Annotated in this window: 48 protein-coding genes; 24 read left to right on the top strand and 24 right to left on the bottom strand. The window is 69.3% G+C overall.

Annotation, left to right across the window (positions count from 1 at the left end; genetic code table 11):
* Position 1 precedes the first annotated feature (1 nt).
* The 19 genes from Q0Z83_RS29675 (at position 2) to Q0Z83_RS29585 (ending at position 12,160) form a co-directional block, all read left to right on the top strand.
* Positions 2-478 carry a hypothetical protein gene (locus Q0Z83_RS29675; protein ID WP_317786522.1) on the top strand — a complete coding sequence of 159 codons (477 nt, stop codon included), beginning with the start codon at positions 2-4 and terminating at the stop codon, positions 476-478.
* A 3-nt stretch (positions 479-481) separates the two neighbouring features.
* Positions 482-1,297, top strand: a complete 816-nt coding sequence (locus Q0Z83_RS29670) for a hypothetical protein (RefSeq protein ID WP_317786521.1) — start codon at positions 482-484, stop codon at positions 1,295-1,297.
* Between the two features lie 12 nt (positions 1,298-1,309).
* Positions 1,310-1,636, top strand: coding sequence for a head-tail adaptor protein (locus Q0Z83_RS29665; RefSeq protein WP_317786520.1), 327 nt, complete (start codon positions 1,310-1,312; stop codon positions 1,634-1,636).
* 7 nt (positions 1,637-1,643) lie between these two features.
* Positions 1,644-2,042 carry a hypothetical protein gene (locus Q0Z83_RS29660; protein ID WP_317786519.1) on the top strand — a complete coding sequence of 133 codons (399 nt, stop codon included), beginning with the start codon at positions 1,644-1,646 and terminating at the stop codon, positions 2,040-2,042.
* Positions 2,039-2,227, top strand: coding sequence for a hypothetical protein (locus Q0Z83_RS29655; protein ID WP_317786518.1), 189 nt, complete (start codon positions 2,039-2,041; stop codon positions 2,225-2,227). Before Q0Z83_RS29660 ends, Q0Z83_RS29655 begins: the two co-directional genes overlap by 4 nt.
* Positions 2,228-2,230: 3 nt before the next feature.
* Positions 2,231-2,830 (top strand): hypothetical protein, encoded by a 600-nt coding sequence (locus tag Q0Z83_RS29650; protein WP_317786517.1) that lies wholly within the window; start codon positions 2,231-2,233, stop codon positions 2,828-2,830.
* 109 nt (positions 2,831-2,939) lie between these two features.
* Positions 2,940-3,188, top strand: a complete 249-nt coding sequence (locus Q0Z83_RS29645; protein WP_317786516.1) for a hypothetical protein — start codon at positions 2,940-2,942, stop codon at positions 3,186-3,188.
* Positions 3,185-3,673, top strand: coding sequence for a hypothetical protein (locus Q0Z83_RS29640; protein WP_317786515.1), 489 nt, complete (start codon positions 3,185-3,187; stop codon positions 3,671-3,673). The genes Q0Z83_RS29645 and Q0Z83_RS29640 overlap by 4 nt, the downstream gene beginning before the upstream one ends.
* A gap of 244 nt (positions 3,674-3,917) precedes the next feature.
* Positions 3,918-4,262, top strand: coding sequence for an HK97-gp10 family putative phage morphogenesis protein (locus Q0Z83_RS29635; RefSeq protein ID WP_317786514.1), 345 nt, complete (start codon positions 3,918-3,920; stop codon positions 4,260-4,262).
* A complete protein-coding gene (locus Q0Z83_RS29630; protein WP_317786513.1) occupies positions 4,262-7,198 on the top strand; it encodes a phage tail protein in 2,937 nt (978 codons plus the stop codon). The genes Q0Z83_RS29635 and Q0Z83_RS29630 overlap by 1 nt, the downstream gene beginning before the upstream one ends.
* Complete coding sequence (locus Q0Z83_RS29625; RefSeq protein ID WP_317786512.1) at positions 7,195-8,454, top strand: hypothetical protein; 1,260 nt, start codon at positions 7,195-7,197, stop codon at positions 8,452-8,454. The genes Q0Z83_RS29630 and Q0Z83_RS29625 overlap by 4 nt, the downstream gene beginning before the upstream one ends.
* A gap of 11 nt (positions 8,455-8,465) precedes the next feature.
* Positions 8,466-9,038 carry a hypothetical protein gene (locus Q0Z83_RS29620; RefSeq protein ID WP_317786511.1) on the top strand — a complete coding sequence of 191 codons (573 nt, stop codon included), beginning with the start codon at positions 8,466-8,468 and terminating at the stop codon, positions 9,036-9,038.
* 8 nt (positions 9,039-9,046) lie between these two features.
* Positions 9,047-9,337, top strand: a complete 291-nt coding sequence (locus tag Q0Z83_RS29615) for a hypothetical protein (RefSeq protein WP_317786510.1) — start codon at positions 9,047-9,049, stop codon at positions 9,335-9,337.
* Positions 9,337-10,203: a hypothetical protein gene (locus Q0Z83_RS29610; protein ID WP_317786509.1), complete on the top strand. Its 867-nt coding sequence runs from the start codon at positions 9,337-9,339 to the stop codon at positions 10,201-10,203. Before Q0Z83_RS29615 ends, Q0Z83_RS29610 begins: the two co-directional genes overlap by 1 nt.
* The gene (locus Q0Z83_RS29605) at positions 10,200-10,625 is read left to right on the top strand and encodes a hypothetical protein (protein ID WP_317786508.1); all 426 of its coding nucleotides are present in this window, start codon (positions 10,200-10,202) and stop codon (positions 10,623-10,625) included. Before Q0Z83_RS29610 ends, Q0Z83_RS29605 begins: the two co-directional genes overlap by 4 nt.
* Entirely contained in the window at positions 10,610-10,891 is a 282-nt protein-coding gene (locus Q0Z83_RS29600) for a hypothetical protein (RefSeq protein ID WP_317786507.1), read from the top strand. The genes Q0Z83_RS29605 and Q0Z83_RS29600 overlap by 16 nt, the downstream gene beginning before the upstream one ends.
* Before the next feature lie 272 nt (positions 10,892-11,163).
* Positions 11,164-11,364, top strand: a complete 201-nt coding sequence (locus tag Q0Z83_RS29595; RefSeq protein WP_317786506.1) for a hypothetical protein — start codon at positions 11,164-11,166, stop codon at positions 11,362-11,364.
* Between the two features lie 235 nt (positions 11,365-11,599).
* Positions 11,600-11,815, top strand: coding sequence for a DNA-binding protein (locus tag Q0Z83_RS29590; RefSeq protein WP_317786505.1), 216 nt, complete (start codon positions 11,600-11,602; stop codon positions 11,813-11,815).
* Positions 11,816-11,824: 9 nt separating this feature from the next.
* Positions 11,825-12,160, top strand: coding sequence for a hypothetical protein (locus Q0Z83_RS29585; RefSeq protein ID WP_317786504.1), 336 nt, complete (start codon positions 11,825-11,827; stop codon positions 12,158-12,160).
* 31 nt (positions 12,161-12,191) lie between these two features.
* Here Q0Z83_RS29585 and Q0Z83_RS29580 read toward each other — a convergent pair whose 3' ends face one another.
* Together Q0Z83_RS29580 and Q0Z83_RS29575 are read right to left on the bottom strand one after the other, a co-directional pair.
* Positions 12,192-12,563, bottom strand: a complete 372-nt coding sequence (locus tag Q0Z83_RS29580) for a DUF6221 family protein (RefSeq protein WP_317786503.1) — start codon at positions 12,561-12,563, stop codon at positions 12,192-12,194.
* Positions 12,564-12,641: 78 nt separating this feature from the next.
* Positions 12,642-12,839 carry a hypothetical protein gene (locus Q0Z83_RS29575; RefSeq protein WP_317786502.1) on the bottom strand — a complete coding sequence of 66 codons (198 nt, stop codon included), beginning with the start codon at positions 12,837-12,839 and terminating at the stop codon, positions 12,642-12,644.
* Between the two features lie 36 nt (positions 12,840-12,875).
* Between Q0Z83_RS29575 and Q0Z83_RS29570 the strand changes: the two genes are divergently transcribed.
* Entirely contained in the window at positions 12,876-13,226 is a 351-nt protein-coding gene (locus Q0Z83_RS29570) for a hypothetical protein (RefSeq protein WP_317786501.1), read from the top strand.
* Between the two features lie 75 nt (positions 13,227-13,301).
* On the opposite strand, the gene Q0Z83_RS29565 is transcribed toward Q0Z83_RS29570, so the two are convergent.
* The 20 genes from Q0Z83_RS29565 to Q0Z83_RS29470 form a co-directional block, all read right to left on the bottom strand.
* Entirely contained in the window at positions 13,302-13,433 is a 132-nt protein-coding gene (locus Q0Z83_RS29565; RefSeq protein WP_317786500.1) for a hypothetical protein, read from the bottom strand.
* 14 nt (positions 13,434-13,447) lie between these two features.
* The gene (locus Q0Z83_RS29560) at positions 13,448-13,630 is read right to left on the bottom strand and encodes a hypothetical protein (RefSeq protein WP_317786499.1); all 183 of its coding nucleotides are present in this window, start codon (positions 13,628-13,630) and stop codon (positions 13,448-13,450) included.
* A gap of 1 nt (position 13,631) precedes the next feature.
* Entirely contained in the window at positions 13,632-13,793 is a 162-nt protein-coding gene (locus Q0Z83_RS29555; RefSeq protein ID WP_317786498.1) for a hypothetical protein, read from the bottom strand.
* 17 nt (positions 13,794-13,810) lie between these two features.
* The gene (locus Q0Z83_RS29550; protein WP_317786497.1) at positions 13,811-14,218 is read right to left on the bottom strand and encodes a hypothetical protein; all 408 of its coding nucleotides are present in this window, start codon (positions 14,216-14,218) and stop codon (positions 13,811-13,813) included.
* Positions 14,219-14,400: 182 nt separating this feature from the next.
* Positions 14,401-16,467 carry an FtsK/SpoIIIE domain-containing protein gene (locus Q0Z83_RS29545; protein ID WP_317786496.1) on the bottom strand — a complete coding sequence of 689 codons (2,067 nt, stop codon included), beginning with the start codon at positions 16,465-16,467 and terminating at the stop codon, positions 14,401-14,403.
* Between the two features lie 73 nt (positions 16,468-16,540).
* The gene (locus Q0Z83_RS29540; protein WP_317786495.1) at positions 16,541-16,726 is read right to left on the bottom strand and encodes a hypothetical protein; all 186 of its coding nucleotides are present in this window, start codon (positions 16,724-16,726) and stop codon (positions 16,541-16,543) included.
* Entirely contained in the window at positions 16,726-16,866 is a 141-nt protein-coding gene (locus Q0Z83_RS29535) for a hypothetical protein (protein WP_317786494.1), read from the bottom strand. Before Q0Z83_RS29535 ends, Q0Z83_RS29540 begins: the two co-directional genes overlap by 1 nt.
* A gap of 120 nt (positions 16,867-16,986) precedes the next feature.
* A complete protein-coding gene (locus Q0Z83_RS29530) occupies positions 16,987-17,139 on the bottom strand; it encodes a hypothetical protein (protein ID WP_317786493.1) in 153 nt (50 codons plus the stop codon).
* A 1-nt stretch (position 17,140) separates the two neighbouring features.
* A complete protein-coding gene (locus Q0Z83_RS29525; RefSeq protein ID WP_317786492.1) occupies positions 17,141-17,296 on the bottom strand; it encodes a hypothetical protein in 156 nt (51 codons plus the stop codon).
* A 76-nt stretch (positions 17,297-17,372) separates the two neighbouring features.
* Positions 17,373-17,537, bottom strand: coding sequence for a hypothetical protein (locus Q0Z83_RS29520; RefSeq protein ID WP_317786491.1), 165 nt, complete (start codon positions 17,535-17,537; stop codon positions 17,373-17,375).
* 75 nt (positions 17,538-17,612) lie between these two features.
* Positions 17,613-17,780: a hypothetical protein gene (locus Q0Z83_RS29515; RefSeq protein WP_317786490.1), complete on the bottom strand. Its 168-nt coding sequence runs from the start codon at positions 17,778-17,780 to the stop codon at positions 17,613-17,615.
* Between the two features lie 17 nt (positions 17,781-17,797).
* Positions 17,798-17,932, bottom strand: a complete 135-nt coding sequence (locus Q0Z83_RS29510; protein WP_317786489.1) for a hypothetical protein — start codon at positions 17,930-17,932, stop codon at positions 17,798-17,800.
* The gene (locus tag Q0Z83_RS29505; protein ID WP_317786488.1) at positions 17,929-18,087 is read right to left on the bottom strand and encodes a hypothetical protein; all 159 of its coding nucleotides are present in this window, start codon (positions 18,085-18,087) and stop codon (positions 17,929-17,931) included. Before Q0Z83_RS29505 ends, Q0Z83_RS29510 begins: the two co-directional genes overlap by 4 nt.
* Positions 18,087-19,280, bottom strand: coding sequence for a hypothetical protein (locus tag Q0Z83_RS29500; protein WP_317786487.1), 1,194 nt, complete (start codon positions 19,278-19,280; stop codon positions 18,087-18,089). The genes Q0Z83_RS29505 and Q0Z83_RS29500 overlap by 1 nt, the downstream gene beginning before the upstream one ends.
* 5 nt (positions 19,281-19,285) lie before the next feature.
* Positions 19,286-19,525, bottom strand: coding sequence for a hypothetical protein (locus tag Q0Z83_RS29495; RefSeq protein ID WP_317786486.1), 240 nt, complete (start codon positions 19,523-19,525; stop codon positions 19,286-19,288).
* Positions 19,522-19,974 carry a hypothetical protein gene (locus tag Q0Z83_RS29490; protein ID WP_317786485.1) on the bottom strand — a complete coding sequence of 151 codons (453 nt, stop codon included), beginning with the start codon at positions 19,972-19,974 and terminating at the stop codon, positions 19,522-19,524. Before Q0Z83_RS29490 ends, Q0Z83_RS29495 begins: the two co-directional genes overlap by 4 nt.
* On the bottom strand, positions 19,971-20,138 hold the full coding sequence (locus tag Q0Z83_RS29485; protein WP_317786484.1) for a hypothetical protein: 168 nt from the start codon (positions 20,136-20,138) through the stop codon (positions 19,971-19,973). The genes Q0Z83_RS29490 and Q0Z83_RS29485 overlap by 4 nt, the downstream gene beginning before the upstream one ends.
* A 102-nt stretch (positions 20,139-20,240) precedes the next feature.
* Positions 20,241-20,435 carry a hypothetical protein gene (locus Q0Z83_RS29480; protein ID WP_317786483.1) on the bottom strand — a complete coding sequence of 65 codons (195 nt, stop codon included), beginning with the start codon at positions 20,433-20,435 and terminating at the stop codon, positions 20,241-20,243.
* Positions 20,432-20,563, bottom strand: coding sequence for a hypothetical protein (locus tag Q0Z83_RS29475; RefSeq protein ID WP_317786482.1), 132 nt, complete (start codon positions 20,561-20,563; stop codon positions 20,432-20,434). Before Q0Z83_RS29475 ends, Q0Z83_RS29480 begins: the two co-directional genes overlap by 4 nt.
* Complete coding sequence (locus Q0Z83_RS29470; protein WP_317786481.1) at positions 20,560-20,721, bottom strand: hypothetical protein; 162 nt, start codon at positions 20,719-20,721, stop codon at positions 20,560-20,562. Before Q0Z83_RS29470 ends, Q0Z83_RS29475 begins: the two co-directional genes overlap by 4 nt.
* A gap of 281 nt (positions 20,722-21,002) precedes the next feature.
* Here Q0Z83_RS29470 and Q0Z83_RS29465 point away from each other — a divergent pair, with 281 nt between their 5' ends.
* Positions 21,003-21,170: a hypothetical protein gene (locus tag Q0Z83_RS29465; protein ID WP_317786480.1), complete on the top strand. Its 168-nt coding sequence runs from the start codon at positions 21,003-21,005 to the stop codon at positions 21,168-21,170.
* A gap of 149 nt (positions 21,171-21,319) precedes the next feature.
* Positions 21,320-22,015: a helix-turn-helix transcriptional regulator gene (locus Q0Z83_RS29460; RefSeq protein ID WP_317786479.1), complete on the top strand. Its 696-nt coding sequence runs from the start codon at positions 21,320-21,322 to the stop codon at positions 22,013-22,015.
* Positions 22,016-22,121: 106 nt separating this feature from the next.
* Here Q0Z83_RS29460 and Q0Z83_RS29455 read toward each other — a convergent pair whose 3' ends face one another.
* Complete coding sequence (locus tag Q0Z83_RS29455; RefSeq protein ID WP_317786478.1) at positions 22,122-22,319, bottom strand: DNA-binding protein; 198 nt, start codon at positions 22,317-22,319, stop codon at positions 22,122-22,124.
* Positions 22,320-22,686: 367 nt separating this feature from the next.
* Here Q0Z83_RS29455 and Q0Z83_RS29450 point away from each other — a divergent pair, with 367 nt between their 5' ends.
* Positions 22,687-23,040, top strand: a complete 354-nt coding sequence (locus Q0Z83_RS29450) for a hypothetical protein (RefSeq protein ID WP_317786477.1) — start codon at positions 22,687-22,689, stop codon at positions 23,038-23,040.
* A gap of 81 nt (positions 23,041-23,121) precedes the next feature.
* Positions 23,122-23,916 carry a TIGR04013 family B12-binding domain/radical SAM domain-containing protein gene (locus Q0Z83_RS29445; protein ID WP_317786476.1) on the top strand — a complete coding sequence of 265 codons (795 nt, stop codon included), beginning with the start codon at positions 23,122-23,124 and terminating at the stop codon, positions 23,914-23,916.
* Between the two features lie 98 nt (positions 23,917-24,014).
* Here the strand turns inward: Q0Z83_RS29445 and Q0Z83_RS29440 are convergent, their stop codons facing one another.
* Complete coding sequence (locus tag Q0Z83_RS29440; protein ID WP_317786475.1) at positions 24,015-24,596, bottom strand: NAD(P)H-dependent oxidoreductase; 582 nt, start codon at positions 24,594-24,596, stop codon at positions 24,015-24,017.
* Between the last annotated feature and the right edge of the window lie 32 nt (positions 24,597-24,628).

The raw sequence follows: 24,628 nt of genomic DNA, 5'->3' as shown, positions 1-24,628 counted from the left end.
GGTGGCGCAGAACCGCATCTACACTGTCAGCTTCTCGGCCGTCGCGGTCACCGCCGCAGTCGACCTGTTCGAGATCACCCCGGCCGACGACAAGCCGTGCGAGGTCATCGGCCTGTTCATCGGCCAGAGCAGCGACGTCGGCGACGCCGCAGCCGAACTCCTGCCGTACACAGTGCTGCGCGGGCACACCACCTCCGGCTCCGGCGGCACCGCCACCACCCCGCGTCCGCTGAACCGCTCGGACACCGCGGCCGGGTTCACCGCCGAGACCTGCAACACCACCGCGGCCAGCGCCGGCACTGCCGTGGCCCTGCACGCCGACACCTTCCACGTCGCGTCCGGCGAGAAGCTGTGGCTGCCGGAGGGCTGCGAGTGGGAACTCACGCAAGCCGACACCACCCTGGTGGTCCGGCTCGCTGCCGCCCCCGCTGACTCGCTGACCATGTCAGGCACCCTTTACGTGCGTGAGCAGGGCTGACCTGTGGGCTGGCCGCGCCGCGGCCCGCTGCGCCGGCAACCGGCCGCCCGCCGCCGCTTCATCCACGCCGTCACCGCCGGCCCGGTCCCGATCAACCTCGACGACACCGGGTCAGCCACCGACACCCTTACGGTCACCGCCGCCGTAGCGATCGCGGACACCGGTGCCGCTTCCGACGCGGTCTCGGTCGCCGCGGCCGCCGGGCTGACCGACACCGGCTCAGCAGGCGATGCCCTCACCGTCACCGCGGCGTCCCCGCTCGCGGATGCCGGAGCCGGGGCGGAGACGCTGACACCCACGGCGACGGTGCCCTTCAGCGAAGCGGCTACCGGCTCGGACGTCCTGACCGCCGCCGCGGTGGTCGCGCTGGCGGACACCGGATCAGCAGCCGACGCGCTCGACAACGGCACCGGCAGCAACAAGCAGCTCACCGACGTCGGTACGGCCACCGAGACCTTGACTGTGTCTGCGGTGACCGTACTCACCGACACGGCGGCTGCCGCCCTGGCCCTCACGGTCGCCGCCGCGGTATCCCTGGCGGACACCGCCACCGCGGCCCAGACCCTCACCTCCGGCGCCGCCGTAACTCTGTCCGATACCGGCACCGCCGATCAGGCGCTGACCGTCGCAGCCACCCTGGCGCTGGCCGACAACGGCTTGGCCGCAGACTCCGCCACCGGATCCGACGACTCGATCACCGTCAAGACGCTGACCGACACCGGCTCAGCCACCGAGGTGCTGCGCATCAAGCGGACGATCGTGCGGCCCTACTCAGGGACAGTGCCCCGGCCTTACTCCGGCACCGTTGTCCGCCCGTAGAAGGAGGCGGCCGTGCAACTGCGCGACAGCGTCATCCGGCAGCGGGCGGCCACCGTACCGGATGGCTACGGCAATCAGCGACCGGACTGGAGCAGCACCGACGACGCCGCCTACCCGGCCGACGTCCAGCCGCTGGCCACCGACGAGCAGGTCGTCGACGAGCAGCGAACCACCACCCGCTGGCGGCTCATCCTGCCCGCGACCGCCGACGTGATCGCCTCCGACCGGATCGCATGGGACGGCGACGTCTACGAGATCGACGGCGACGTCCAGCGCTGGAAACGCCGCGGCGTCGTGCACCACCTCGAAGCGGTGCTGCTGACGGTGAACCAGGGGTGAGGTGAGCGTGGCGTACCAACTGCTGCCCGACCTGGACGCCGTGCTGGTGGCCTTCCTGTCCGGCCACGCCGCGCTCGTCCCGCTACATGAAGGCCGCGTCGGCACCCGCCTGGCCGCCGGCACCGATCCTGCCCAGCGCGTCACCTCGCTCGGCGGCTCCCCGGAGTGGCCGTGGGAGGACCGCCAGGACTTCCAGATCGAGTCCTGGGGCGGCGACCAGGGCCAGGCCAAGACGCTCGCCCGCACCACCGAGGTCTGCATCTACGACCTGATCGGCCCAGTTGCGGGTGGCCACGTCCGCGGCCTGTCCGTTCAGCTGTCCCAGCTCTGGTCACCCGACGACACCACCGGGCGCGCCAGATACATCACCCAGATTTCCTGCACCTGCTACCCGGAGGGGTCATGAGCCAGCTCGTAGTCACCACCGACATCCCGCTCGGCGATCCCGGTCGCGGCGTCTTCGCCTTCCGGGTGGGGGACAAGGTCGACGAGACCGACGTCAAGCAGAACGGCTGGGAGGACTACGTGTCCGGCCCGAACACCAAGGCAGCCCGGCAGGCCGTCTCCACGGCCACCAGCGAGAGGGAGTAACCGGTGGCCACACCAACCATCGCCCCAGGCCAGGTCAAGACCGGCCCCGGCATCATTTATTACAAGTACGGCCTGACCACCATGCCCGCCCCGACCGCGGCCGGTAGCAAGGTCGTCTACGACTTCGTGACCAACACCTGGGTCCAGGTCGGTGCCACCGACGCCGGCCTGACCTACAACGAGTCGACCAGCGTCGAGGCGATCCGGGTGGCCGAGTCGCAGTATCCGATCCGCCGGGTGACCACGGAGAAGGAGGGCACGGTCAGTTTCAGCCTGGCCCACATCTCCGACCTCAACTGGAAGCTCGCCATGAACGGCGGCACCATCGTGGTCTCCGGCTCCGGCGCGACCAAGCTGTCCGCCTACGTGCCGCCACTGATGGGCGCCGAGGTCCGGGTCGCGCTGGCCTTCCACAGCCTCGACGAGGAAGAGCTGATCGTCTGGCCGCAGTGCTTCAACGGCGGCAGCGTCGAGACCGCCCGGGCCGCACTGGAGACGAAGGCCCTGCTGCCCGTCGAGTTCGGTGTCGAACTGCCGGACGCGTCGGTGCTCACGACCCCGTACAAGCGCTGGACTGCCGGCTCGCTGGCCCAGGGCACCTGATCCACCCACCCTTTCGCCCGCCACCGCCCGGTGAGCGGGCTTCTTCGTGCCCAGTCCTGGATCGCCTGGCGGTGTCCGGGGCTGGGCCGTCAACCGCCAGGAGATGAACGTGGCAGGACAGCAGGAAGTAACCCTCACCGTGAAGCCGGAGATCTCACCCGAGTTGGAGGTGCTGCTCGCCAACGCTTCGCTGGGCCGTGATGCCATCGAGAAGATCAACGCTGGCGCTGGTCTCGTTTACGCGCTCTACCACTTGCCCGTCGAGAAGGTCAGGGCGCTGCTCGACGGCACGACTCCCGGCTTCTTCGACGCCTACAACCGGGCGCAGGCTGCGTTTTCCGTGAGGAGCCGGTCGTGACCCACCTCGGATCCTTCGGCGCCGCCGTCCGCGAGCTCGACCCCGCAGAGCGCGACGACTTCGACTTCTTCGGCGAGAAGTTCATCGTCGTGGGGGTCATCCCGCCCATGATCATGCTCCAGATCGGCGCCGCCACCACCGGCAAGATCGACGACCAGGAGAGCCTCGGCGCGATGTGGGAGGCGATGCGCACCTCCCTGACCGCCCCGGCCGTCGGCGACGACCCGCCGGACGACGAAGCCTTCCGCCGCTTCTACCGGCTCGCCGTCGCCCGGTGCTGCGACCTGGAGGGCCTACTCGCTCTGGCGATGGCGTTGTTCGAGGCGCAGAGCGGCCGCCCTACCGTGCCGGCGTCCACCTCCTCCGATGGGCTGCCGGGAACTTCGACGACCTCGAACACCTCGTCTACTCCCTCCCCGGCCTCGCCGCCGCAACATCCGGCCCTGAGCGGGATGACCCCGGTCGCCTCGGTGCTGGGTGGCTGAACCGCATCTCACCCCGGCTGCTCTGCAACATCATCTATATCCACCTGCGTGACCGGCAGAGCCACGCCACCGAGTGCACCCGCGAGCAGTGCGCCACCGGGTGCGGCTACCTCGCCTTCGAGGCCTGGCTGCGCAGCCCCGTCCTGCCCGCCGACCAGCGGGCCGACGCCCGCCGAGCCGAACGGGCCGCGGCCCTGATGCGTGGCGAGATCCCTACCTGACGACCCCGGAGGGGGTGGATGCCGTGCGCCTCGACCCCCGCCCGATCCGCCGGGAGGTTCTCGCCGCGCTGTCGCAGATGCCCGAAGTCACCAAGCAGACCCGGGCCGTGGCCAACGCCATCCGCCGCGACGCCCGCCGACTGGCCCCCAAGCGCAAAGGCACCCTGCGCCGCAGCATCGCCGTCGAGCGGGTCTTCGACCCCCGCACGCGCGCGGTGCATTTCATCGTCGGCTGGGCTCCGCAGGGCTGGTACGGCTGGATGGTCGAGACCGGGACCGAGGACACCACCCCGAAGCCCCACCTGGTCCCGGCCGCGATCAAGAACGGCGCCGGCCGGACCAAGGCCCTCGACAGGGACCTCACCTGATGGCCGTCCTGCGTACCGCCTACGTCAAGGTCAAGCCGGACACCGACGGCTTCGACGGCGAACTCACCCGCCGGCTGCGCCGCATCGACGCACGCAAGGCGGGTCAGTCCCTCGGGCAGACCCTCGGCTCGGGTATGGCCAAGGGCTTCTCCGCCCAGGGCACCGCTTTCGCCAAGACTGTCGCCGCTTCGGCCGGACGGCTCACCCTGCTCACCGCCTCCGCCTCCTCCGCCGCTCCGGCCGTGGCCAACCTCGGCGCCGCGCTCGCTCCGGCGGCCGGCGCCCTGGTGGCGCTGCCCGCTGCCCTCGGCGCAGTGAAGGTCGCGTCGGGGGTCTTCAAGGTCGCCGTCATGGGCGTTGGCGAGGCCGTCCAGGCTGGGCTTTCCGGCACCGCCGAGCAGGCCAAGAAGGCCCTGGAGGAGCTACCGCCGGCCGCCCGGACCTTCGCCCGTAGCATCATCGACCTCAAGCCCCAGCTCGAAGGGCTGCGCGCCGCCGTCAGCGGCAGATTCTTCGCTCCGCTGCAGAACGACGTCACCCCGCTGGCGGAGAAGTACCTACCCCTGCTGAAGACTCAGATGGGCGATGTCGCCGCCCAGCTCGGCGGCCTGGGCAACAAGTTCGCCCGCGCTGCGGGCCAGGCCCGGGTCTTCAACGCCGTGAAGGCGCTCTTCGCCGGAACCTCCGGGGCGCTCGCCCAACTCCGCGGGGCGGTCACTCCGGTCACCAACGCCTTCGCCGATCTCATCGCGGCCACCGCGCCGATGCTGCCCCGCATCGCCGACGGACTAGCCGACGCGGCGACGAAGGCCTCGACGTTCGTGTCCGCCGCGGCCAAGTCGGGCCGGATCAAAGAGGTGTTCAACAACGCCATTACCACGATCAAGGACCTCGGCGCGATCCTCGGCAACGTCGGCGGCATCATCAAGACCGTCTTCTCCGCGAGCGGTGTCGACGGCGGTGGCCTGCTCACCAATCTGCGGGAGCTGACCGGACAGGTCGAGGCCTTCCTCAAGGCGGGTGAAGGTAACACCGCGCTCACCAGCATCTTCAGCACGCTGAGCACCCTCGGCCAGTCGATGCGCACCGCACTGGGCGCCGTGCTGCCTGCCATCGCCCAGTCCGTCAGTGTGCTCGCCCCGGCCATCAGCGGCCTGGCCCCGGCCTTTGCCGGGCTGGTTGCGGCGGTCGCGCCACTGCTGCCCTACTTCACCCAGATTGCGGCGACCGCGCTGACCGCGCTCATCCCGGCCGTGTCGGCGCTGTCCGGGTGGCTGACCGAGAACCGCGACGTCCTTAAGGGCGTGGTCATCACCCTCGGTGTGGCCTACGGGGCGATTCAGCTGTACACCGCCGGAGTCAAGATCCACGCTGCGGCCACCGCCATCTCCGCCACGGTGCAGAAGCTCTGGAACAGCACGTTCGTGCTACGGCTGCGGGTGCTCGCCCTCGACGCGGCGGCGATGGCCCGGTCCACCGCGGCGACCGTCGCCGGCACCATCGCCCAGACCGCGTCTCGGGTCGCCACCATCGCCGGCACCGCGGTGACCTGGCTGGCCGCCGCGGCCACCACCGCCCTCGGTGTGGCCTGGCGGTTCCTGACCGGCCCGATCGGCCTCGCCATCACTGCGATCACTCTGATCACCGGGGCGATCATCTACCTGTGGAAGAACAACGAGACCTTCCGCACCGTGGTGCTCCGAGTCTGGGCCGCGATCAAGTCGGCGATCTCCGCAGTCGGAGCCTGGTTCACCGGCACGCTGTGGCCATCGCTCCAGCGCGCCTACAGCCAGCTGGCCAGCGGCTTCGTATGGATGAGAGACAAGGTCGTCGGCGCGTTCCGGGCGGTCCGTGACGGGATCCAGAACGCGTACGGATTCATCCGTGACAAGGTCTTCGCGCCACTGCGCGATTTCATCACCAAGACCATCCCGGATGCCTTCCGTAGCGGCACCGCGGCGATCGGCAAGATCTGGGACGGCCTTCAGGAACTCGCCAAGAAACCTGTTCGGTTCGTCGTCGAGCAGGTGATCAACGGTGGCATCATCGGCGCCTTCAACCAGGTGTCCGGCTTCTTCGGGGGCCCGAAGGTGTCACCAATCTCTCTGCCCCGCGGGTTCGGCGACGGCCACGGTCACGCCGGCCCGGCGAAGAAGCGCACCGGCGACGGCTTCGGCGACATCGCCGATTTCGTCTCCGGCCCCGCGAACTGGGTCAAGGGCAAGGTCGGCGGGCTCATCGGTCGCATCGGTGACCACCCGTTCGCACGGATGCTCAAGGGCATGGCGGGCAAGCTCGTCGGCAGCCTGGTCGACAAGGCCAAGGGCCTGCTCGGCGCCAGCGAGTACGGCGGCCAGAGCTCCGGCGTCGGTGGCCTGCAGGCCGGGATCTCCGGTGTCCTCGGCGCGTTGCGTGGTGCGTTCGGTTCGGTGCCGCTGATCTCCGGGCTGCGGCCCGGTGCGACGACCCTGTCCGGCAACACCAGCTATCACGCCTCTGGACGGGCCATCGACATCGCCCCGATCCGCGGCTGGGCCGAGTTCATCCATGGCGTGTTCGGGCCGAGGCTGCGCGAGCTGATCACCCCGTGGCAGGACCTCAACCTGCTCAACGGACGTCCGCACACCTTCCGGGGCGCTGTATGGAACCAGCACAACTTCGCGGGCGGTAACGCCCACATCCACGCGGCTCTCGACGACGGCGGCTTCCGGACCCTGCGGCCCGGCTACAACGTCATCCCCAACTGGACCGGCATGCCCGAGCCGATCGCCGGCCCCAACGCCATGGCCGCGCTGGCCGGCGGCAACACCTACCAGATCACCATCAACGTGCCGCCGACCGCGCACCCGGCGGAGGTCGGCAAGGCCGTCGTCGGCGTCATCCAGGCGTACGAGCAGACCAACGGCAAGAGGTGGCGGCAGGAGAAGAAGCCGTGACGTTTCTGGTGCGGGTGGGCTTCTCGACCGGCGCCGGCGTCCCCGAGGAATACCTGCGCCTCGACGACCCGGTCGCCGGCCTGCTCGACGTCGGCCTGCTCGCCCCCGACGGACTGACCACCGACATCTCCACCGACGCGGCCGGTCACCAGCGGGTCATGGAGTTCTCGATCGACCGCGGTTCCAGCCAGAACGCCGGAGCCCTGGTCGAGTATGCGGCCGGCACGCTGACGTTGACCTTGCGCGACGATAACGGCGATCTCGACCCGGCCACCATCGACGAGCCGCTGCCCGGCATCAGCATCCAGCTGTCGAAGGTGTGGGCCGGCGAGGTCTACCCGTTGTTCACCGGCACCGTCGACGCGTGGCTGCCCGAGCACCGGTGGCCGGATCAGGCGGTCGTCGTCATCACCGCCTCGGACGCCCTGGCCTCGGTGGCCGGCTACAACCGGGGCGAGATCGCGGCCACCGGGGCGGGGCAGTTGTCCGGCGCCCGCGCCAACCTGTGGCTCGACGCGATCGGCTGGCCCGCCGGCCGCCGGGACATCGACACCGGCACCGTCACCCTGGCCGCCACCACCCTGGGAGGCAACGTCCTCGACGGGCTGCGCGACACCGCACTGGCCGAAGTCGGCGACCTGTGGGCCACCCCAGGCGGGACGATCCGGTTCCGAGACCGCTACGGCCTCTACCTCGACGGCGCCACCCTGCAGGCTACCTTCGGCAGCGACACCGCCGGGGGAGAGCTGCCCTGGGTCGACAAGCTCGACATCTCCTATGACCGCACCGGCCAGATCAACCTGGTCCGGGCGGCCCGGGATGTCGAGGGTGCCACCGTGTTCGAGTCCAGCGACGAGGTGTCCCGCAGTCGGTACGGCGATCGCGGCCCCGACACGTTCGCCCTGGATCTCGACACCGACGCCCAGGTCGCCACCTGGGTCGACTACGTCCGCGCCCGCGAGGCCACCCCACAACTGCGGTTCAACGGCATCACCATCGACCCCCGGGTCAACGAGGACGCCCTGTACCCGTTGGTGCTCGGCCTCGACTTCGGCGACCGGATCGCCGTGGTCCGCCGCCCGCCCGGCGTTGCCGCCGACACCCGCGAGGCCTATATCCGCGGCATTCGGCACAGCTTTTCCGCGCCGAACCGCTGGCAGACCTCATGGGAGTTGGAGCACGCCCCCATCGGGTCCGCGTTCATCGTCGATGACGCAGTTCACGGCCTGCTCGACTCCAACGTACTGATCCTCTAGGAGAGCAGATCATGGGCTACAAGCTCTGGACCACCAACGAGCTGCTCACCTCGGCGGACCTCAATGCGTACCTGATGAAGCAGACGATCATCGTCTGCACATCGAGCACTCGGCCGGCCTCGCCGACCGAGGGCATGGTCATCTATGAGACCGACACTGACGCGCTGATGATCTACAACGGGTCGTGGCTGCCGCTGCTGGACAGCATGACCCAGTCGTACGCCCCGGTGTTCTCCGCGTCGACGTCCGGTGGGGCGGTGGGCAACGGCACCCTGACCGGGCGGTACGGGCGCGTCGGCGGCTGGACGCAGTTCCAGATCAACTTCACGATCGGTTCGACCACGACCGGCGGCACCGGCCGTTGGCAGTTCACCCTGCCAACGGGGCCAACGCTCGAAGGCGTGGCGGCCGCAGTCTGCGAGGACACCTCGGCGTCGCAGCGTTTCGGCGGTAGCGCCTGGTTCACCGGCTCGGGAATCTTCTCCGTCGCCGTCGGCGCCGGCGGCAACATCGGCGTCGCCAGCGGCACCCCGTTCACCTGGGCCACCGGCGACAAGCTCATGATCTGCGGCCGCTACTACTGAGGAGCGCCATGACCACCTTCCCGCTACCTCTCGAAGAGGGCCTGGTGCTGGCCGGCCACATGTCCAAGTCGGCCGCCCGCAACACGGCCCGGACGTGGCTGATCACCGTGCGCGGCCTGTCCGAGGATGACGCCGACGACGCGGTGGACGGCGTGACGGTCGCCCAGGGCGCCCTGTGGAGCGACGAGCCTGACGGTAACGGCTTCGCCCCGGCCGGTTTCGTCATGAGCCCCGACTACCCTGGCGCCACCCCGGTCACCGTGGTGCACCTGGCCCGGCCGCTGCTGGTGGAGGACTGATGGCCGCCACCTACGCCCCGGATTCGCTGCAGGCCGCCCGGCGCCTCCTGCTCGCACACCTGCCCGGCCTCACCTCCCTCGAGGTCGGCATCGTCGGCGACACCGCACACGCGGACGGCGGCGACTCCTACCACCTGGGCAAGGGGCAGATCCGGGACCGCAACGGCCGCGACCGGTACTCGGTCGACGAGTCAAGCCGGGACCGCAACGGCCTGAGCAACGCCGCCAGCGCCCTCGACATCGGCACCTTCGCCGTCGCGATCGGCGGCAAGCGGCACGATCTGCGCACGTTCTCGGTCTGGCTGGTCGCCCAGTGCAAGGCGAACACCGCCGACACCCGGGACATCCGCGAGGTCATCTACAGCCCCGACGGCAGCACGGTGAAGCGCTGGGACCGGCTCGGCATCCGGTCGTCGGGCGACTCGTCGCACACCTTCCACACCCACATCAGCTACTTCCGCGACTCCGAAAGCCGCGACAAGACCGGCCTGTTCCGCCGATACCTGACCGAGATCGGACTCCTGGAGGCTCCCGTGACCCCCGCAGACGTCGCCGACATCTGGACGACCGACGGCATCATCCCGGCCCCGGCCAACGCGGCCTCGGCCGCCACAAACACGCACTGGACGCCGGGCAGCTTCCTCAAGGACTCGTCCGAGCTGGGTCGGTCCAACGCCCAGGCGCTCGCCCGAGTCGAGGCCGGACTCGCCGCGATCCTGGCGAAGGTGTCCGGCGACCTGGTCGACGAGCAGCAGATCGTCACCGGCGTGCTGGCTGGCCTCGACCCGGCGGCCATCGCCGCGGCCATCCCGGCCGAGCTGGCCGAGCAGGTCGCCAACGAGCTCGCGGCCCGGCTGGCGTCGTGACTGAGCGGCTCGCCTCCCGAATCGGAAGGCGCGGTGCCGCGCTGCTGTTCTTCACCCTGCTCGACACCGTCTACTGCATCGGCCTGCTGACCGCCCCTGAGCCGCTGGTGCCGTTCTACGCCTGGATGGCCGAGATCGCCCCGCTAGGCGTGTGGGCGGTCGGCTGGGGCGGCGTGGGCCTGGTGTGCCTGGTGTACGCCTTCCGCACCTACGACACCATGGCGTTCATGGCGGCCGTCGCCCTCAAGGTGGCGTGGGGGATGCTCAGCCTCTTCGGCTGGCTGGCCGGCCAGGTGGACCGCGGGTACGTCTCCGCGGTGATCTGGCTCGGGTTCGCGGCGTTCGTCTTCCTCATTGCTGGTGGCATTCCTGCCGCCCCGACGCGGCCAGCAGGGCGGAGGTGGGCGTGGACCCGCTCCTGACGTACCTGGGGCCGATCCTGACCTTGACGGGCGTGCTGGGCGCGGCGTTCTTCACCTACCGGGCGAGCAACCGGAAGCTCAAGGCCGACACCGGTCTGGCCCTGCTCAACGAGCACCAGGAGGAGATCGCCAGCCTCCGCAAGGAACTCGCCGACGTGCGGCGAACTCAGCGCATCCAGGGCGACTACATCGGCCAGCTGCGCCGCCACATCGCGGACGGCTCCCCACCACCGCCCCCGGCCTGGCCCGACGGGCTGGTCACGTAACTCGCAAAGAGGAGGACGCCATGGCGTTCGGATGGTTTATCGGACCGATGCACGCCGGACCGGCGGCGCCGAAGGTTGGCCACCCCAAACGGGATCGCGCGAAGGTCAAGGCTGGCCGCAAAGCGGCTCGGCGTCGATGAGCACCGGAATGCCTGCCGGGATCTGGCTGGGCAAGTTCGGCACGATCATCCGCGATTACTTCGGCCACGTGCCGTACCACGTCGACGTCGCTCGATCGCAAGGACTGGCGCGACGTCGACGTCCGCCTGATCTTGCCCGACGACGAGTTCGCTGAGCGGTTCGGCGACAACCTCAGCAGCTGCACCAACCGCAAGCTCGCCGCAGTCACACTGGCGTTCGCGGCGCTGGGCAAGGAGATGACCGGCCTGCCGATCGACTTCCAGATCCAGCAGCAGACCCATGCCAACAAGGCGTACCCCGGCGTGCGCAGCGCGCTGTTCGAGCTGGACTAGGAGCGTTGATGGCTGCCACATGTGTCGACGCCGAACGGAACCAGCCGAGCTGGGATCTCGACTTCCTCGATTTCCCTACTGCCTGGTACATCGCCGATAAGGGTGTTGTGCACACCGACCGTCGATGCTCATACATCCAAACGTTTGGCGCCTTGCTCTGCGACTGCGGGGCGGTGGAAGCGGAGTGGCGCCGTCGAACGCGATCGCGGCTTGTCGGACCGCTATAGTCACGGGCATGCCTAAGCCAGTCCGCCTCATGGGCGCCCACGAGATCCGCGTCCGCCTCGGCGGAGTCAGCCGCCAGCGCGCCTACCAGATCACGAGCCGCGCCGACTTCCCCACGCCGGCCGCCGACCTGGCTCAGGGCAAGATCTGGTTCACCGAGGATGTCGAGAAGTGGATCTCGGAGCGTCGCCCGCACCAGGCCGACGTGGAGGACACCGAGTCGTAGTCTGACCCCATGGTCAACCCCGGCTCCCGCCCCGTCGACGACGCCACCGAAGAGCAGGCCACCCGCAACCTGGCGCTGTTCGTCGAGGAGGCGACCGACCGTGGTCTGCACCTGGCTGGCGACCCGCAGCGTGACCCGGAGGCCGACGCCGGTGGCCGGTACGGCTGGATCCTGACGGTCGAAGGCGGGGCCCGGGTCCGGATCGGGATGCCCGGCGCCGAACTCGAACAGCTGCGCCACCTCGGCGCGACCGCCTACTGCGTGCGCGTCGACGACGGGAACTGGTGGTGGAACGACGCGGTGGGCATGGCCATCCCGCTCGACCCCGGAGCGCGAGGCCGCTGAATCCCAGCAGAAGCCGTCTGACAGAACTGGATCACGGGCACCACTCGGCTTGCCAGTCAGGATGGCCGCTGTAGAGCGCTTCGCCGAGCGCCATAATGATCCACCCCTCACGGCCTTCACCGTGGAAGCTGTCGACGGCCTCGCGCAGCACGGCTGTCAGGGCCAGCGCGCGCACCGGGTCCCAGCGGGCAATGTGCTCGGCGTCGGTCCATGATCGGGTGGCGATGGCGGCTACATCCCCGGCGCCCTGGCCGGGGAGGGTGACACCGAACGCCAGATCGCCGAACCCTGGCCCCAGCCCTGGACGGCCACGCCACGCGCTCCACGGGCCGGACGAGGCTCCGGCGGCCGCGAGCGTCTCCTCCGCCAGTCGAGCCTGAAGAAATGCGAGCAGGTCGTCCATTCGGCCATGCTCTCACCCCCACATGCCCGCGCCGGGCCGGCCGTCTCCCCGCAGAGCGCCCCTGCCGGTCCGGCGCGTCTACTTTCTCGGCCGTACCTGTGGCCCGTGCCGCATCCGCGCCTCCTGGTACGCCCAGAGGTTGTCCGGCGCCTGCTCCGACTCGTACGCGGCCGTCAGGATCGCCACGATCGCCGCGGCCCGGTTCCCGCCGTGGTCGCGGTCCGCGATGGCCTGCACCCACGCCTTCACCTGCTCGGTCGGTTCCACTCCACTCACCCCACGATTAGAACATCCGTTCGGACGGGAGTCTCCATGTACGGCAAGGCCATCGTCGCCATACTCACCGCCGGCATCGTCGCGGCCTATCAGGCGCTGTCCGGCGACCAGACCATCGAGCCCGCCGAGTGGGTCAGCGTGGCGATCGCGATCGTCACCGCGGTCGGCGTCTGGCTCGTCCCGCTCGCCCCCGGCGCCGCCTGGGCCAAGACCGCGGTGGCCGTCGTGCTGGCCGTGCTGCAGGTGCTCACCACCGCCATCCTCGACGGGCTCGGCACCGACGAGATCCTGCTGATGCTCATCACCGCCGCCGGCGCCGCGGGCATCTGGATCGCCCCGGCTGAATCCACCACCGGCGTCTCGGTCGGAGTCGGCGCCGACCGGTAGGCCTGCGTCCGTCCCGCAGGAAGAAGCCCCCCACCGCCCTTGCCGGGCGGTGGGGGGCTTTCTCTGTGTCCGGGTTCAGTTCTTGCGATCGCGGCCCGCCTGGATCCGGGCCTCCCGGGTTACCCGCAGCGCATCGACGCGGGCCTTCAGCTTGTCGACGTCCAGAGGCCGGATGTCCGCCGGCCGGTCCGGCAGTTCTCTCACCATCAACACGCCCCCTCTCAGGTCACCCGGATGTTCACCGTGTCGCCCCGGCGCGCATGGAGCCTGATCGCGTGCCGTGCGCCGGCGACCTCCTGCTCGTGCAGTTCGTGAAGCTTGCCGGACCGGGTGCCCTTGCGGCCCTGAATCTCCCACTCGACGTCCCAGCGGGTTACCCCGTCCGAATCCATGGTTGCCACCATGTCACCCCTTCTCTGGCTTCAGGAACTTTTCGACCTGACCCTTGGTGTAGTGCCGGGTCTGACCGTCCGAACCGACGACCATCGCGCCGCCGTCCTTCGTCCGCTCTTTGATGAAGCCCTTCCCGCCGGCCCCGTTCGTCTGGACCTTCTCCCAGTCGCCCATCCGTGCCCTCCGTTTCCTCAGCGCGCGCTGTGCCGCCCTGACCCCTTGGGGTTCTTCTCGTTCGCCTTGACCTCTTTGAGCTTCGCTGTCTGACGGTCCCGGGCCATGTCGTCGTTCGACCGGCGGCCGTTCAGGTCGACGTCGGGAATCCAGCCGTACTTCTCCGTGCGACGCACCTCTTCTCCTCTCAGCCGATCGCGTCCTTCTTCACCCTCGCCAGCTTCGACCAGACCCGCCGGCCGTAGCGCACCCGCGAGCCCGATCCCCGGCACCGGCGGCAGTGCCGCCACGCCCGCCCCGACGGCGATCGGAACTGCCCGCGGCCCTCGCACTTGCGGCACGCCGCGTACGGCCACACCCGGCAGGCGATCACGTACCCGGCCGCCCACAGGATCGCTGCCGTAACGGCCCAGAAGCTCATCCACCCCTGACTCATCTCACCCCCTTTCCTTGGCGCGGCACGGAATCTTGGCGCGGATCCGCGCCATGCCCCGCGCCACGCGCTGAGCTGCTGAAACACCCTGCTTGGCGCGTGGCGCGGGGCCGTTTGACAACCGCCGAAAACACCTCTACAAGCACCTGCAAAGGGGGCATGGGCCGCGCCATGTCAGTCCTCCAGTGCGTGCTTGGTCTCGGCCTGCTCCAGCGAGACCCGGCGCATGCCCTTGAGGCTTCGCCACTCGCCGTCGACCTTCCACTTCACCGACTCCGTGAAGACGTCGTAGCGCTTCATCGCTTCGCGGACCATGTCGCCGGTGACGCCCTCGTAAACCTCCGGAACCAGGACTGCGAGCCGTTCGGCCAGCACGTCCCACGGCACACCGGCTTCGCCTTGACGGATCACCTGGCGCACGTCGGCCAGCATGTTGCGGGCCTTGACGCGCTCCTCCCGCTGCCCGACGACCGAACCTCCGCGCAACTGGCGCATCCGCTCGACGATCGCCGCCTGGGTCTGTGGGTCGGGGAAGTATGTTTTGCCGGTCTGGCCGTCGCGCTCCAGGCCCTGCATGACACCCCAGCCGGCGTCGAACTTCGGCCGGTACATGGTGGCCGAGTGGCCTCGCTTGTAGGCGCCGGTACCGAGGATCTGGTCGTTGGCGACCTGGTCTGCGACCGACATGCACACCCGGACCGAGACGCACTTGGTGATGCCCGACGGAATCGTCTTGGCGTCCGGAATCTGGGTGGCCAGCACCAGGATGATGCCGAGCGCGCGGCCGCGCCGCAGGACCCGCTCCGCCTTCTCCGCCACCCCCTTGCGGTTGAGCAGCAGCTCATGGAACTCGTCGATCAACACGAAGATCGGATGCAGGCCGGAGCCTTTCCGGGCCGCCAGCTCAGGGGTGATCTTCCCCTCGGGTGCCTCACCGGTCAGACGCAGCTTCTTGATCCGGGCTCCGCGCCGCTCGCACTCGGCGAGCAGCCAGTCGATGATGGCCTCGCCGATGTCGAACGCCTCGTCGTCTACACCGCAGGCGTACTGGGTGCACAGCTCCGACATGTCCAGGAAGTCTCCGACGCCCTTGAACTCGGCGATCATCAGTTCACAGGTCGGGTCCAAGCCGGCGATGGTGGCGAACGTCCGGGCCCCATAGCTCTTGCCGGCGCCGGGCTGTCCTCCCATCAAGATGTTGATCTCGAACAAGCTGATGTTGATGGGACGCCTACGGGCGTCGGTAGCGAACGGGTGCGGATCGAACACGCTGGTCAGCGCGTCCGGACGAGCCAGCGCCCACGGCGGATCGCCCATCTTCGAGGCAGGTTGGAAACCGACCCACAGGTCCACCTGTGCCAGATGATCGGGGCCTACCTCCGGCCACACCTGATCGATGGGCAGTCGCATTGCCCCGGACAGTCGATCGCGTTTCTCCAGAACATCCGAGGCGATAAGTCCCGGCGGTAGTTCGAAACGGGCCAGCCAGCCCGGGCCGTCGGTATGGATGCCCGGCGGCGGGAACGTGATGTCACCAGGGCCCTTGATACCGGTCAGCCGAAGCGCCACCACCGCGTCACGCACCATCTCCGCGGTGAGCCGGGTGAACCGGCGGCCCAGGGTGATGTGCTCGATGATGGGCTTGTCGGCGGGTCGGCCGAACCTGGCGAGCACCGGTACCAGCACGACCGCGGTCAGCCACAACGCCCACGCGGGCGCCAGGAACCACAACGCGCCGCCAGCGGCCGTCAGCACGAGCGCCTCACCGGTGAGCACCCAGACGCGGGCCTTGCGCTTCTCACCGACCTGCCGGGCGATCAGCGGCCCACGGTCCAGGTCGGTCTTGCGCGCCGCGGCCTGCTCCAGCTCGGTGAGCTCGGGATGCCACATCCACCGAACCTGACGGCCGACCAGGCGGAACACGCCCCACGGAGCGTAGAACGCTGTCTTGATCAGGTACTTCGGCGACTTCAGCGCCTGACGGGCGACGGTGTACCAGAACAAGCCCCAGGCCTGAGCGAACACAGCCTTGCGTTCCTGCGCGTTCTTCACCCAGGACGGGATGAGAGGCGGACGCTCACCGTCGGACAGCCGGGTCACCGTGGCATGGACGGTGGGCTTCTCCGCCCGGGACTCCACGCGTACCGTCACCTGCGGCTCTTCGACGTACGACTCCGCATCGCCGGGGCGCGGAACATCGTCCGGGTCGGCACCCGGCTCATAGGCCCGAACGTCTGTCATGCTGGTCTCTCCCTCGTGCAGGGGTTAGGGGCGCGTACGAGGCGGAATCTCGTACGCGCCCGCTGAGCTGCTGTTACTTGCCGTCCCGCTCACGCTTGCCGTCCGGGCGGATCTTCGCCCAGGACTCCTGACGGCCCGTCTTCTTGTCGGTGGTCTCGAAGTCGCCGTTGGGATAGGTGACCTTCGTCTTCGAGCGCGTCTCGGCGACCGTCACGCCATCAGCGCGGGTCGTGGTCGTCTTGCTGCCGAACAAGCCCATCAGCTACGCCCCCGAACCCGCCGCACGGCGACCAGCGCGCCGGCGTCCCGCAACTCCTTGACCTGCCTATTCGTCGCTGTCGTCATCGCCTCGCCGCCCTTGCCGCTGCGGTACGTGACCACCTTGTTGTCCTTCGCCATCACCGCTTCCCCTTCCGGTCGGCCGCCCGGCGCTGGGCCTCGGCGGCGTTCTCGCTGTTCATGCGCTTGATCTCGTCCTGCTCGGCGCGGCTGAGCGTGCGTCCCATCCGATCGCGCACGTCAGCCCACCGCCTTGCGCACGAACTTCTGCCAGCGCGTCTGCGGGCCGGCCGTCCACGGGATCAGCCGCTCGGCCGACTTGCGCTGGTGCCGGGTCGGCTTGTGGCTGACGATCCGGCCGTCGTCGTCCATCTCCGTCACCGTCTTGGCCATGTCAGCGGCGCCCCTTGCCCTTGTCGGAGCCCTTGTCGTCCTCGCGGGCCGGCTGCCGGGACCGCTTCAGAGCGTCCTCGATCGCCTTCGCCGAACGGGCGTACGCCTTGTTCCACTCCGGTGTGCCGTAGTCGTGCGCCACTCCACCTCGCTGCATTGCCTTTCCTCCCCTCGCCGTCACCCTGACGGCCACCACGGGCGCCCCACCGGGGGCAGGGAGCCCACGGAAGCCGTCAGCGCTTGTTCTTGCGCTGCTGCGCCTGGTCGTACTTCGCGTGAGCGTCCTCGATTCCGCGCAACTCCTCGTCGAGCTGGGCGTTGGTCGCCGTCGCCCAGGCGTTGTACTCCGCGTCCCGCCGGCGTTTTTGCGCTGCGGTCGGCTTACCGAACAAACCCATCGGGGATCTCCTTCTCTGCCGCCACCCTGGCGACTCCGCACCCGCACCGACCTGGGCCGATGGGGCACGGGGCCGTCAGGACTCGGCCTTCTCCTTGCGCGCCACCCGCCGCAGGGCGTTCTTGACGCGCTGATCCATCTCCGGCGAGATCCCCATGACCGTGTCGCGGCGGCCCTCGTCGCGCAGCTTCTTGACCGACCACTCCTGCTGTAGGCGGTCGTGCCGCTTCTCCCAGCTGCTCATCGCAATCTCCTCCCTGGTCAGGCCACTGACGGCCAGTTCTTGGCGTCCTTCATCTGCTTGCCGCGCAGCTCATGCCGCGCCCGGTCCTTGCGCTCCAGCCGTTCCTCGTAGGGGCGGCGCCGGCCGTCCCGGCAGCCCTGCCCGGCGTTCATCGCCAGCCCCGCAGCCTGCGGAAGTCAGCCACCGCACTCCGGTGCTCGTCGCGTCCTTGGGCCGCGTCCTGGCCGAGCCTGGCGTCGGACTCCATCCGGTCACCCGCCGCCTGGACCCGGTCGCGGGCCCTGTCGAGCTGCTTCTTCGTCGCCATCACCGCACCCCTTCCGATGCCAAATCGGGCTTCCTGCCGTTGGCTCGGGTCGTCGGCCCGGCGTTGACAGCTCGTCGCAGAGCCCTCCGGACGGTGGGTTCTGTGGTTGCCACCAGGTGCGCGATCTCGGTCTGCTTCAGCGACGGCATCTGCGCCTTCAGCGCCCGGATGACGGTGTCCCGCTCGGTCGTCGACCGGGGGTCGGGCCGGACCTCCGGAGCAGGGGCGATCACCCGGACCGGATGCGTCGCACATACCGCCCGGCGCAGGCTGCGGTACCGCCGGCGGGCGGCCCGTTGCGACGCCGCACGCGACGCCGGAAGAGCAGGCCGGGGGAGAGGCCGAGCAGGGACTTCCGCTCGTCGCTGTTCCATCTCGGCCTCGTCGGCGCCGAGCGGGGACGGACCGAGCAGGTTCATGACCGCGTCGATCCGGGACAGCTGGGCGTGCACCCGCTCGACGACCTGCTCGCTCGCCGTCCGGGCATCCTTGCGCAGCCGGGACTTGCCCCACCGCGCCAGCAGACCCTTGCCGGTGGCCCGCTGATAGGCGACCACCATTCGATGAACCTGCCGGGCCGCCGCCATCGCGATCAGGTCCGGGTCCTCGTCCGGAATCAGCCAGCCCCACCGCTCGGCCAGCCGGCGTGGCGAGTAGGCGAACCGGGAACGGGTGTGCCGCTGCCCGGCCGCGGTGAGCGCCGCCCACCACATCAGGAAGATCACGCACGGCACCGCCAGGCGCAGCAGCACCTCCGTACGGGAGTGCGCATTGCTCGCCACCACCACGCCGGACAGGACGGCGATCAGCGCGGCCACGTACAACATGTGACCCGGGTGGCCGGGGGAGGCGACCGTGCCGTCCGGCCGGTAGACCGAGGTCCGCCGGTACTGCTCCGCCGCCAGGCTCGTCGCGGTCAGGAAGCAGATCTCGAACACCGCGAACACCAGCACCGCGAACAGCGGCGGCAGATTCAGCCCGGTCTTGGCCGTCGCGATGACCCACATGCCCTCGGCGTTCAGCAGCAGCGCCAGGTTCATGCTCACCGCGAGGGCGATCGGGCGCAGCGGCCGCATCGTGTGGCGAGCCCAGGCGACCATCGCGATCAGGGCGGAGACCCCGCAGAGTCCGGCGGTGAGCAGCGCCAACGCGCCGTAATCGGCCCAGAAGCCGAGCAGATCAGCGTTCGTCATCGCGCTCACCAGTCCCCAAAGGTGCAGACCGGTCCGCACCTACCCGAGCGGTGCCCGGCACTGTTGAAGTGATCGTTGAGCGCCTCCCGGCTGAGCTGCTCGTCAGACTCACGGCGCCTCTTGCGCTCGACCCAGCCGAGCTGACGTGGAGCCGCACCGCCCAGCAGTTCGTCGCAGCGGGGGCAACCCGGCGTCTTCTTGCCGAAGGCCGGCCCACGGCCGCCGTTACAGGTGTGCTTGGTCATCGCGACACCGCCCGGACCCTGGCCTGCTCCTGACGCTCGGCCGCCAGGACCATCAGCTCACCCGCCCGTGAGTCCAGACCGGCGCGCCGGGCGTCCCAGCGGGCCACGACGTTCTTCAGCGTCCAGCCGAGCGAGAACACCACCACCGGGAAGGCGATCCCACCGGCCACCATCGGCGCCGACACGTCCGCCCATCCGGCCAGCGCCGGCGGGACCAGGAACAGCGAGGAGAACCCGGCACTAGTCGCCGACACCGTGACCACCCGGACCTCGGACGGCGACAGGCCGCGGTGGGCCTTGGCCTTGCGGCCCCACTCGTCGACACCGAGCTGCAGCAGGTACCGCCGCCGCTCATCGGTCTCCGTCTTCAGCAGCCGTGCCGCGTCGTCGGCCTTGCGCTGCCACACGGCCGCCTCGGCGAGGCGCTTCTTGTCGAGCGTGCGGATCACCACCGGGCACCTCCGGCCGGGTAGGGCGCGCCAGCGAACACCGGGCGCGGGGAACGGGGTCGGGTCGAAGCGGGGACCGGCCACTGCAGGAACGCGGGCAGCCCGACGGCGCCGACGGCCAGGAACGGGCCGAGGACGATCAGGAGCCAGAGGGCGAGGTTCACAGCACCGCCCCCAGGCCGTAATAGGTGGCCGCGGCCAGGAGGCCGATCGAGGCCACGTCGATCACGGCGAGCAGGGCCAGGCGCAGGGCGACGGACAGGGTGTCAGCCACGGCCGAACACCTCCAGCAGCCGGTACGCGCCGGCGGTCAGGCAGGCGAGGACGAGCGTGCCGAGCAGGATCACCAGCGACGCGTTGCCCATCGGGACGTTGCCGGTGCGCATCGCCGTCCCGCCCACGAAGATCCCGACGAACGCCAGGCCCAGGCAGAACCGCATCACCTTGTGGAGGAAGTTCACGGCGTCACCGTCCGCGAGGCGCGCGCCAGCAGGGCGATTCGGGCATCCTGCTCACGACGCAGCTGGTCGCGCTGCCGGCGCAGGGTGCGGATCTCGGTCGCGTTCGTCTTGCTCCGTCGCCAGCTCACGACTGGTCCTCCCACTCGGTCAGGAGGTCGTTGAGGATCGCCCGCAGGCGGTAGTCATCCGGCGTAACGGCCGGTGCCTGAATCTGGCTGAGCGTCCACGCCTTGAGGTCGTCCTCGCTCAACGGCTCGGGGTCAGGGAAAGGGGCAGTACGCTGCACGGGGACCTCCTAGTGGTCCTGATCAGGCCCTCGGTCGGTGTTCCAGCACCGCCGGGGGCCGCTTCGCGTTTGTGTGTCACTTGGGAACGCTTAGACCGAAGCTAGCCCCGCGGGGATTGCGTGTCAAGTGGGAGCATGTTTACGATGTCCACACTTAAAGATCGTGACGCGACCTACCTGAAGGGATGTGACACTTGGGAACACCGAACGGGTATTCTCAGCGCGTGCCGAAGCCGAGATACAGTCCGCCTGACGAAGACGCGGCTGCTCGGATTCAGCGGGTGGTCGACCTGCACCGTCAGGTTGAACGTGCCGAGGCGGAGTACCGCGAGGCGCTGGCAGCAGTTGTCGACCCGGATCGAGATGGCGTGCCGATCGCGTACATGGCCCGGGAGTTGGGCCTGGAGCGAAAGACGGTGTACCGCCACCTCGGTCGGTCAATGACTTGAGGCGGCGACCGGCCGAGGTGGCGTGTCGGTTGCGTGCGGTTCATGTCTCTATTGAGCCTGCTCAACCGCTATGTCCACGACGACATCTCGGGCGTCAGGGCGGCGAAAGCAGGGCGACATTCGGGCGTCATGAGCGCTACCATCGATCAATGCCGAACCTTGCTCTGGTCGCCGCCCGTGTGGCTCGCAACCTCACTCAGGAAGAGATGGCCGAGCGCCTCGGGGTGTCTCGGCGGACGGTCCAGCGGTGGGAGGACGACGAGCCCAGCCGCCCACAGCCGGCCCACGTCCGGAAGCTCCAGTCCGCCCTCGGCCTGCCGGTCGAGCAGCTCGGCTTCCCGGCGGACAAGAATGCCATGGTGGTCGAGGACGGCCGCGGTGGTCACGACCTGGAAGTTCGCTTCCCGCCCATCTCCGTGCCCGCTCGACCGCCAGCCAGCGACTACTCGGGGATCTGGGTCAGCCGGTACGAGTACTTCTCGTCGTCGCGCTCGGAAACGTACACCGGGTTGCACTACGTCGTACTTCAGCAGGACGGCGGCACCGTCAGCGTGCGCAGCCTGCCCAACTCGGCCAGCTCGACCATGGGGATGGACCTCCAGGTCGACGGTGTCATTCTGACCGGCACGTGGGTCGAGGATACCGACAAGACCGGCTACTACCGCGGCAAACGCTACGTCGGCGGCATTCAGCTGGTTGCGGATCCGAGCGGTGCACGACTGGCCGGCAAGTGGGTCGGGCACGGCAAAGACGGTGAGGTCAATACCGGCCCCTGGAGGTGCGATTATCTGGCTCCGGCGACTCGCGCCACGGTGGCAGAGTACGACCGGCCGCCGAACGACTGAGGGTGTGTCGTCCGGGCCCGAAGGCATCAGGGCTGAACGCTCCGGATCTCTGAAGATCTGCAAATGGTGAAGGCAGCTCCCCGTTCGGGTGGCTGCCTTCGTCGCGTCAGGGGGCCTCCGGCTTTCCGGCTTCCTCAGCGAGGTGGGGACGGTGAACCTTGATCCACTCTTCGACGTCTGTGGCCGCCCACACGCTTCCCATCGCCAGGACGGCGTACGGCTCCGGGAACCCGCGCTTGTGAATGATCTGCTGGGCGCGTAGCCGAGAGACATTCAGGCGGTCGGCGATCTCGCGTGCGCCCATCAGGCGAATCTTGGCAGCCACAGTGGACCAGTCGACAACACGTGATCTTGTCGGTATGCGGCTGAGGACAGCACTCATCATGTGATGAGTCCGTACGACTAGTCACTTATGAAGATTCAATCCACCGAACGGATCTCCGAGATGTCCGAATCGTGACGGCCGTTAACCAGGCGTTCACGCGGCCTGTGCGGGCCGGGTAACGATCGACAGCCGTTCCGGGTGCGGGTATCCGCCGGGTATGCGATTGATGATCCGCAGCACTACGAGCGGTAGCCAAACGGTCGCCGAGCAGCAAGAATGCAGTTTCAGCTTCCCTGGGGGGTGCGTAGCAGGGCAGAGGGAAGCAGCGCGGCCACGGAGGGGAAGCATGACCATTCACATCGGCGAGGATCGCCGGTTACGAGCCCTGCAACCGTCAGGCGAGATGTCCGAGTCGGCCCACGGCCCTCGATGGCTGATCCGCGGCGTGGCCGGCTTCTGTGCCGTCACCGCGCTGTCCGGGGTCGGGAGTAGTGCCTGGGCCTTCGCCCACCACGAGTGGCGCCTGGCGCTGGTCGGCTCGACCCTGCTGATCATGTCCGTGATCGCCGGTTCGGTCCTGGTGGGCAACCAACTGCTCGCAGACCGGCAGGAGTTCTACCGTCGCGGTGAGCTGAACGGGTGGATGCGGGGCTGGCGGGGACAGGAACCGGAGGCGGGGGATCCACTACTGCGCCAGTAGACAGGGCATCTGGAGAGGTCGTCCGCTCGGGCAGGGTGGGCGGCCTCTCTGTTTCACCAGGTCAGCCGCCCCGGCTTCTATGTGGGTATCCCACGTCAATACGCGTGCCGGTTCTGCCAGACGCCGTTCATGTTCTCCGCGAAGTTCCGGCACCGCAGCCTGGCTGGCATCCGCTGGCACGTCGACCGGATGCGGGAGCGTGGGCTGCGTGACGTCCGGTTCATCACGCCGACCGCGCTCTCCTGGGGGACGCAGACCGAGGAGCCGGACCTGGCCGCCGTCGAGGAGATGCTCGCCTCCTGCAAGGAGGGTATCGGGCCGAACGGGCGCGTGTTCTTCGGCTCGTTCCCCAGCGAGATCCGCCCCGAGCACGTCAGCCGCGACGCGTTGCGGCTGGTCAAGAAATACTGCGCCAACAACAACATCATCGTGGGCGCGCAGTCCGGTTCGGACCGGGTTCTCGGTGCGGCAAAACGAGGGCACGACACCGAGGAGGTACGCCGTGCCGTGCGCCTGGGCGTCGAAGAGGGCTTCCGGATCAACGTGGACATGATCTTCGGGATGCCGGGGGAGGGGCGGGCGGATGTCGACGCCTCGCTCGGGCTGGCCCGTGAGCTGGCCGATCTCGGCGCCCGAATCCATGCGCACACGTTCATGCCGCTGCCCGGCACGCCGTGGCGCGACGCCCCGCCCGGCGACGTCGACCCGGAGACGATCCGCGAGGTGGACCGGCTGTCGCGGCGCGGCGCTCTCTACGGCCACTGGCAGAAGCAGCGCGAACACGCCGCCCGTCTGGCCGCCGCGGCCGAGGCCTACCCGCGCCCGGGCCGCTCCCGCACGCTGCTGCCGATGGCTCAGCCGCCCGACGCCTGCTGAGACGCCCCGGACGCCTACGGAGAAGACGCAGACGCCTGCTGGGACGGCGCGGACGCCTACGGAGAAGACGCGGGCGCCTGCTGGGACGGCGCGGACGCCTACGGAGAAGACGCGGGCGCCTGAACGGACCGGCCCAGAGCGGCGGCCCGCTCCAGGTGACGGGCCTTGAGCGCCGGCCAGTCCGCCCCGGCCGTCGCCGACCCGCCGAGCACCACGAACTCGGACGTCTCGGCCCGCGCGCCGATCCGATCGTCCAGCATGACCGCCCGCATGGCCTGGTGGTGCCCGCGGACCTCCAGCTCCTCGAGCGTGTAACCGGCGGTGCACAGCACGATCGCGCGACGGGCCGGCCGCAACCGCATCGGCTGATAGGCCCACCCGGTGGTCCACACCCGGTCGAACCAGCCCTTGAGGATCGCCGGGCAGTCGGCCCACCACACCGGATACACGAACGCCCACACGTCGGCCGCCTCGAGACGTTCCTGTTCGGCGGCGACGTCCGCGGGCACCGGGTCGGTCGCCTTCCGGGTGTACTCCGCCGCGCTCATCACGGCCGGAAAACCCACTTCATGAAGATCGGTCAGGGTGTACGCCGAGAGCCCGCTCAGAAACGAGTCGAGCACCTCACGCGTGAAACTGCCCGGCGACGGATGCGCGTAGACGACATGGACCCGGCTCACCACTCGATCCTCGCATCTTCCGTCCCGGTCGG

The sequence above is a fragment of the Actinoplanes sichuanensis genome, assembly GCF_033097365.1.
Classification (GTDB): Bacteria; Actinomycetota; Actinomycetes; order Mycobacteriales; family Micromonosporaceae; genus Actinoplanes; species Actinoplanes sichuanensis.
Note: the sequence above shows the minus strand (reverse complement) of the source record. Positions and strands in the feature narration are given on the sequence as shown.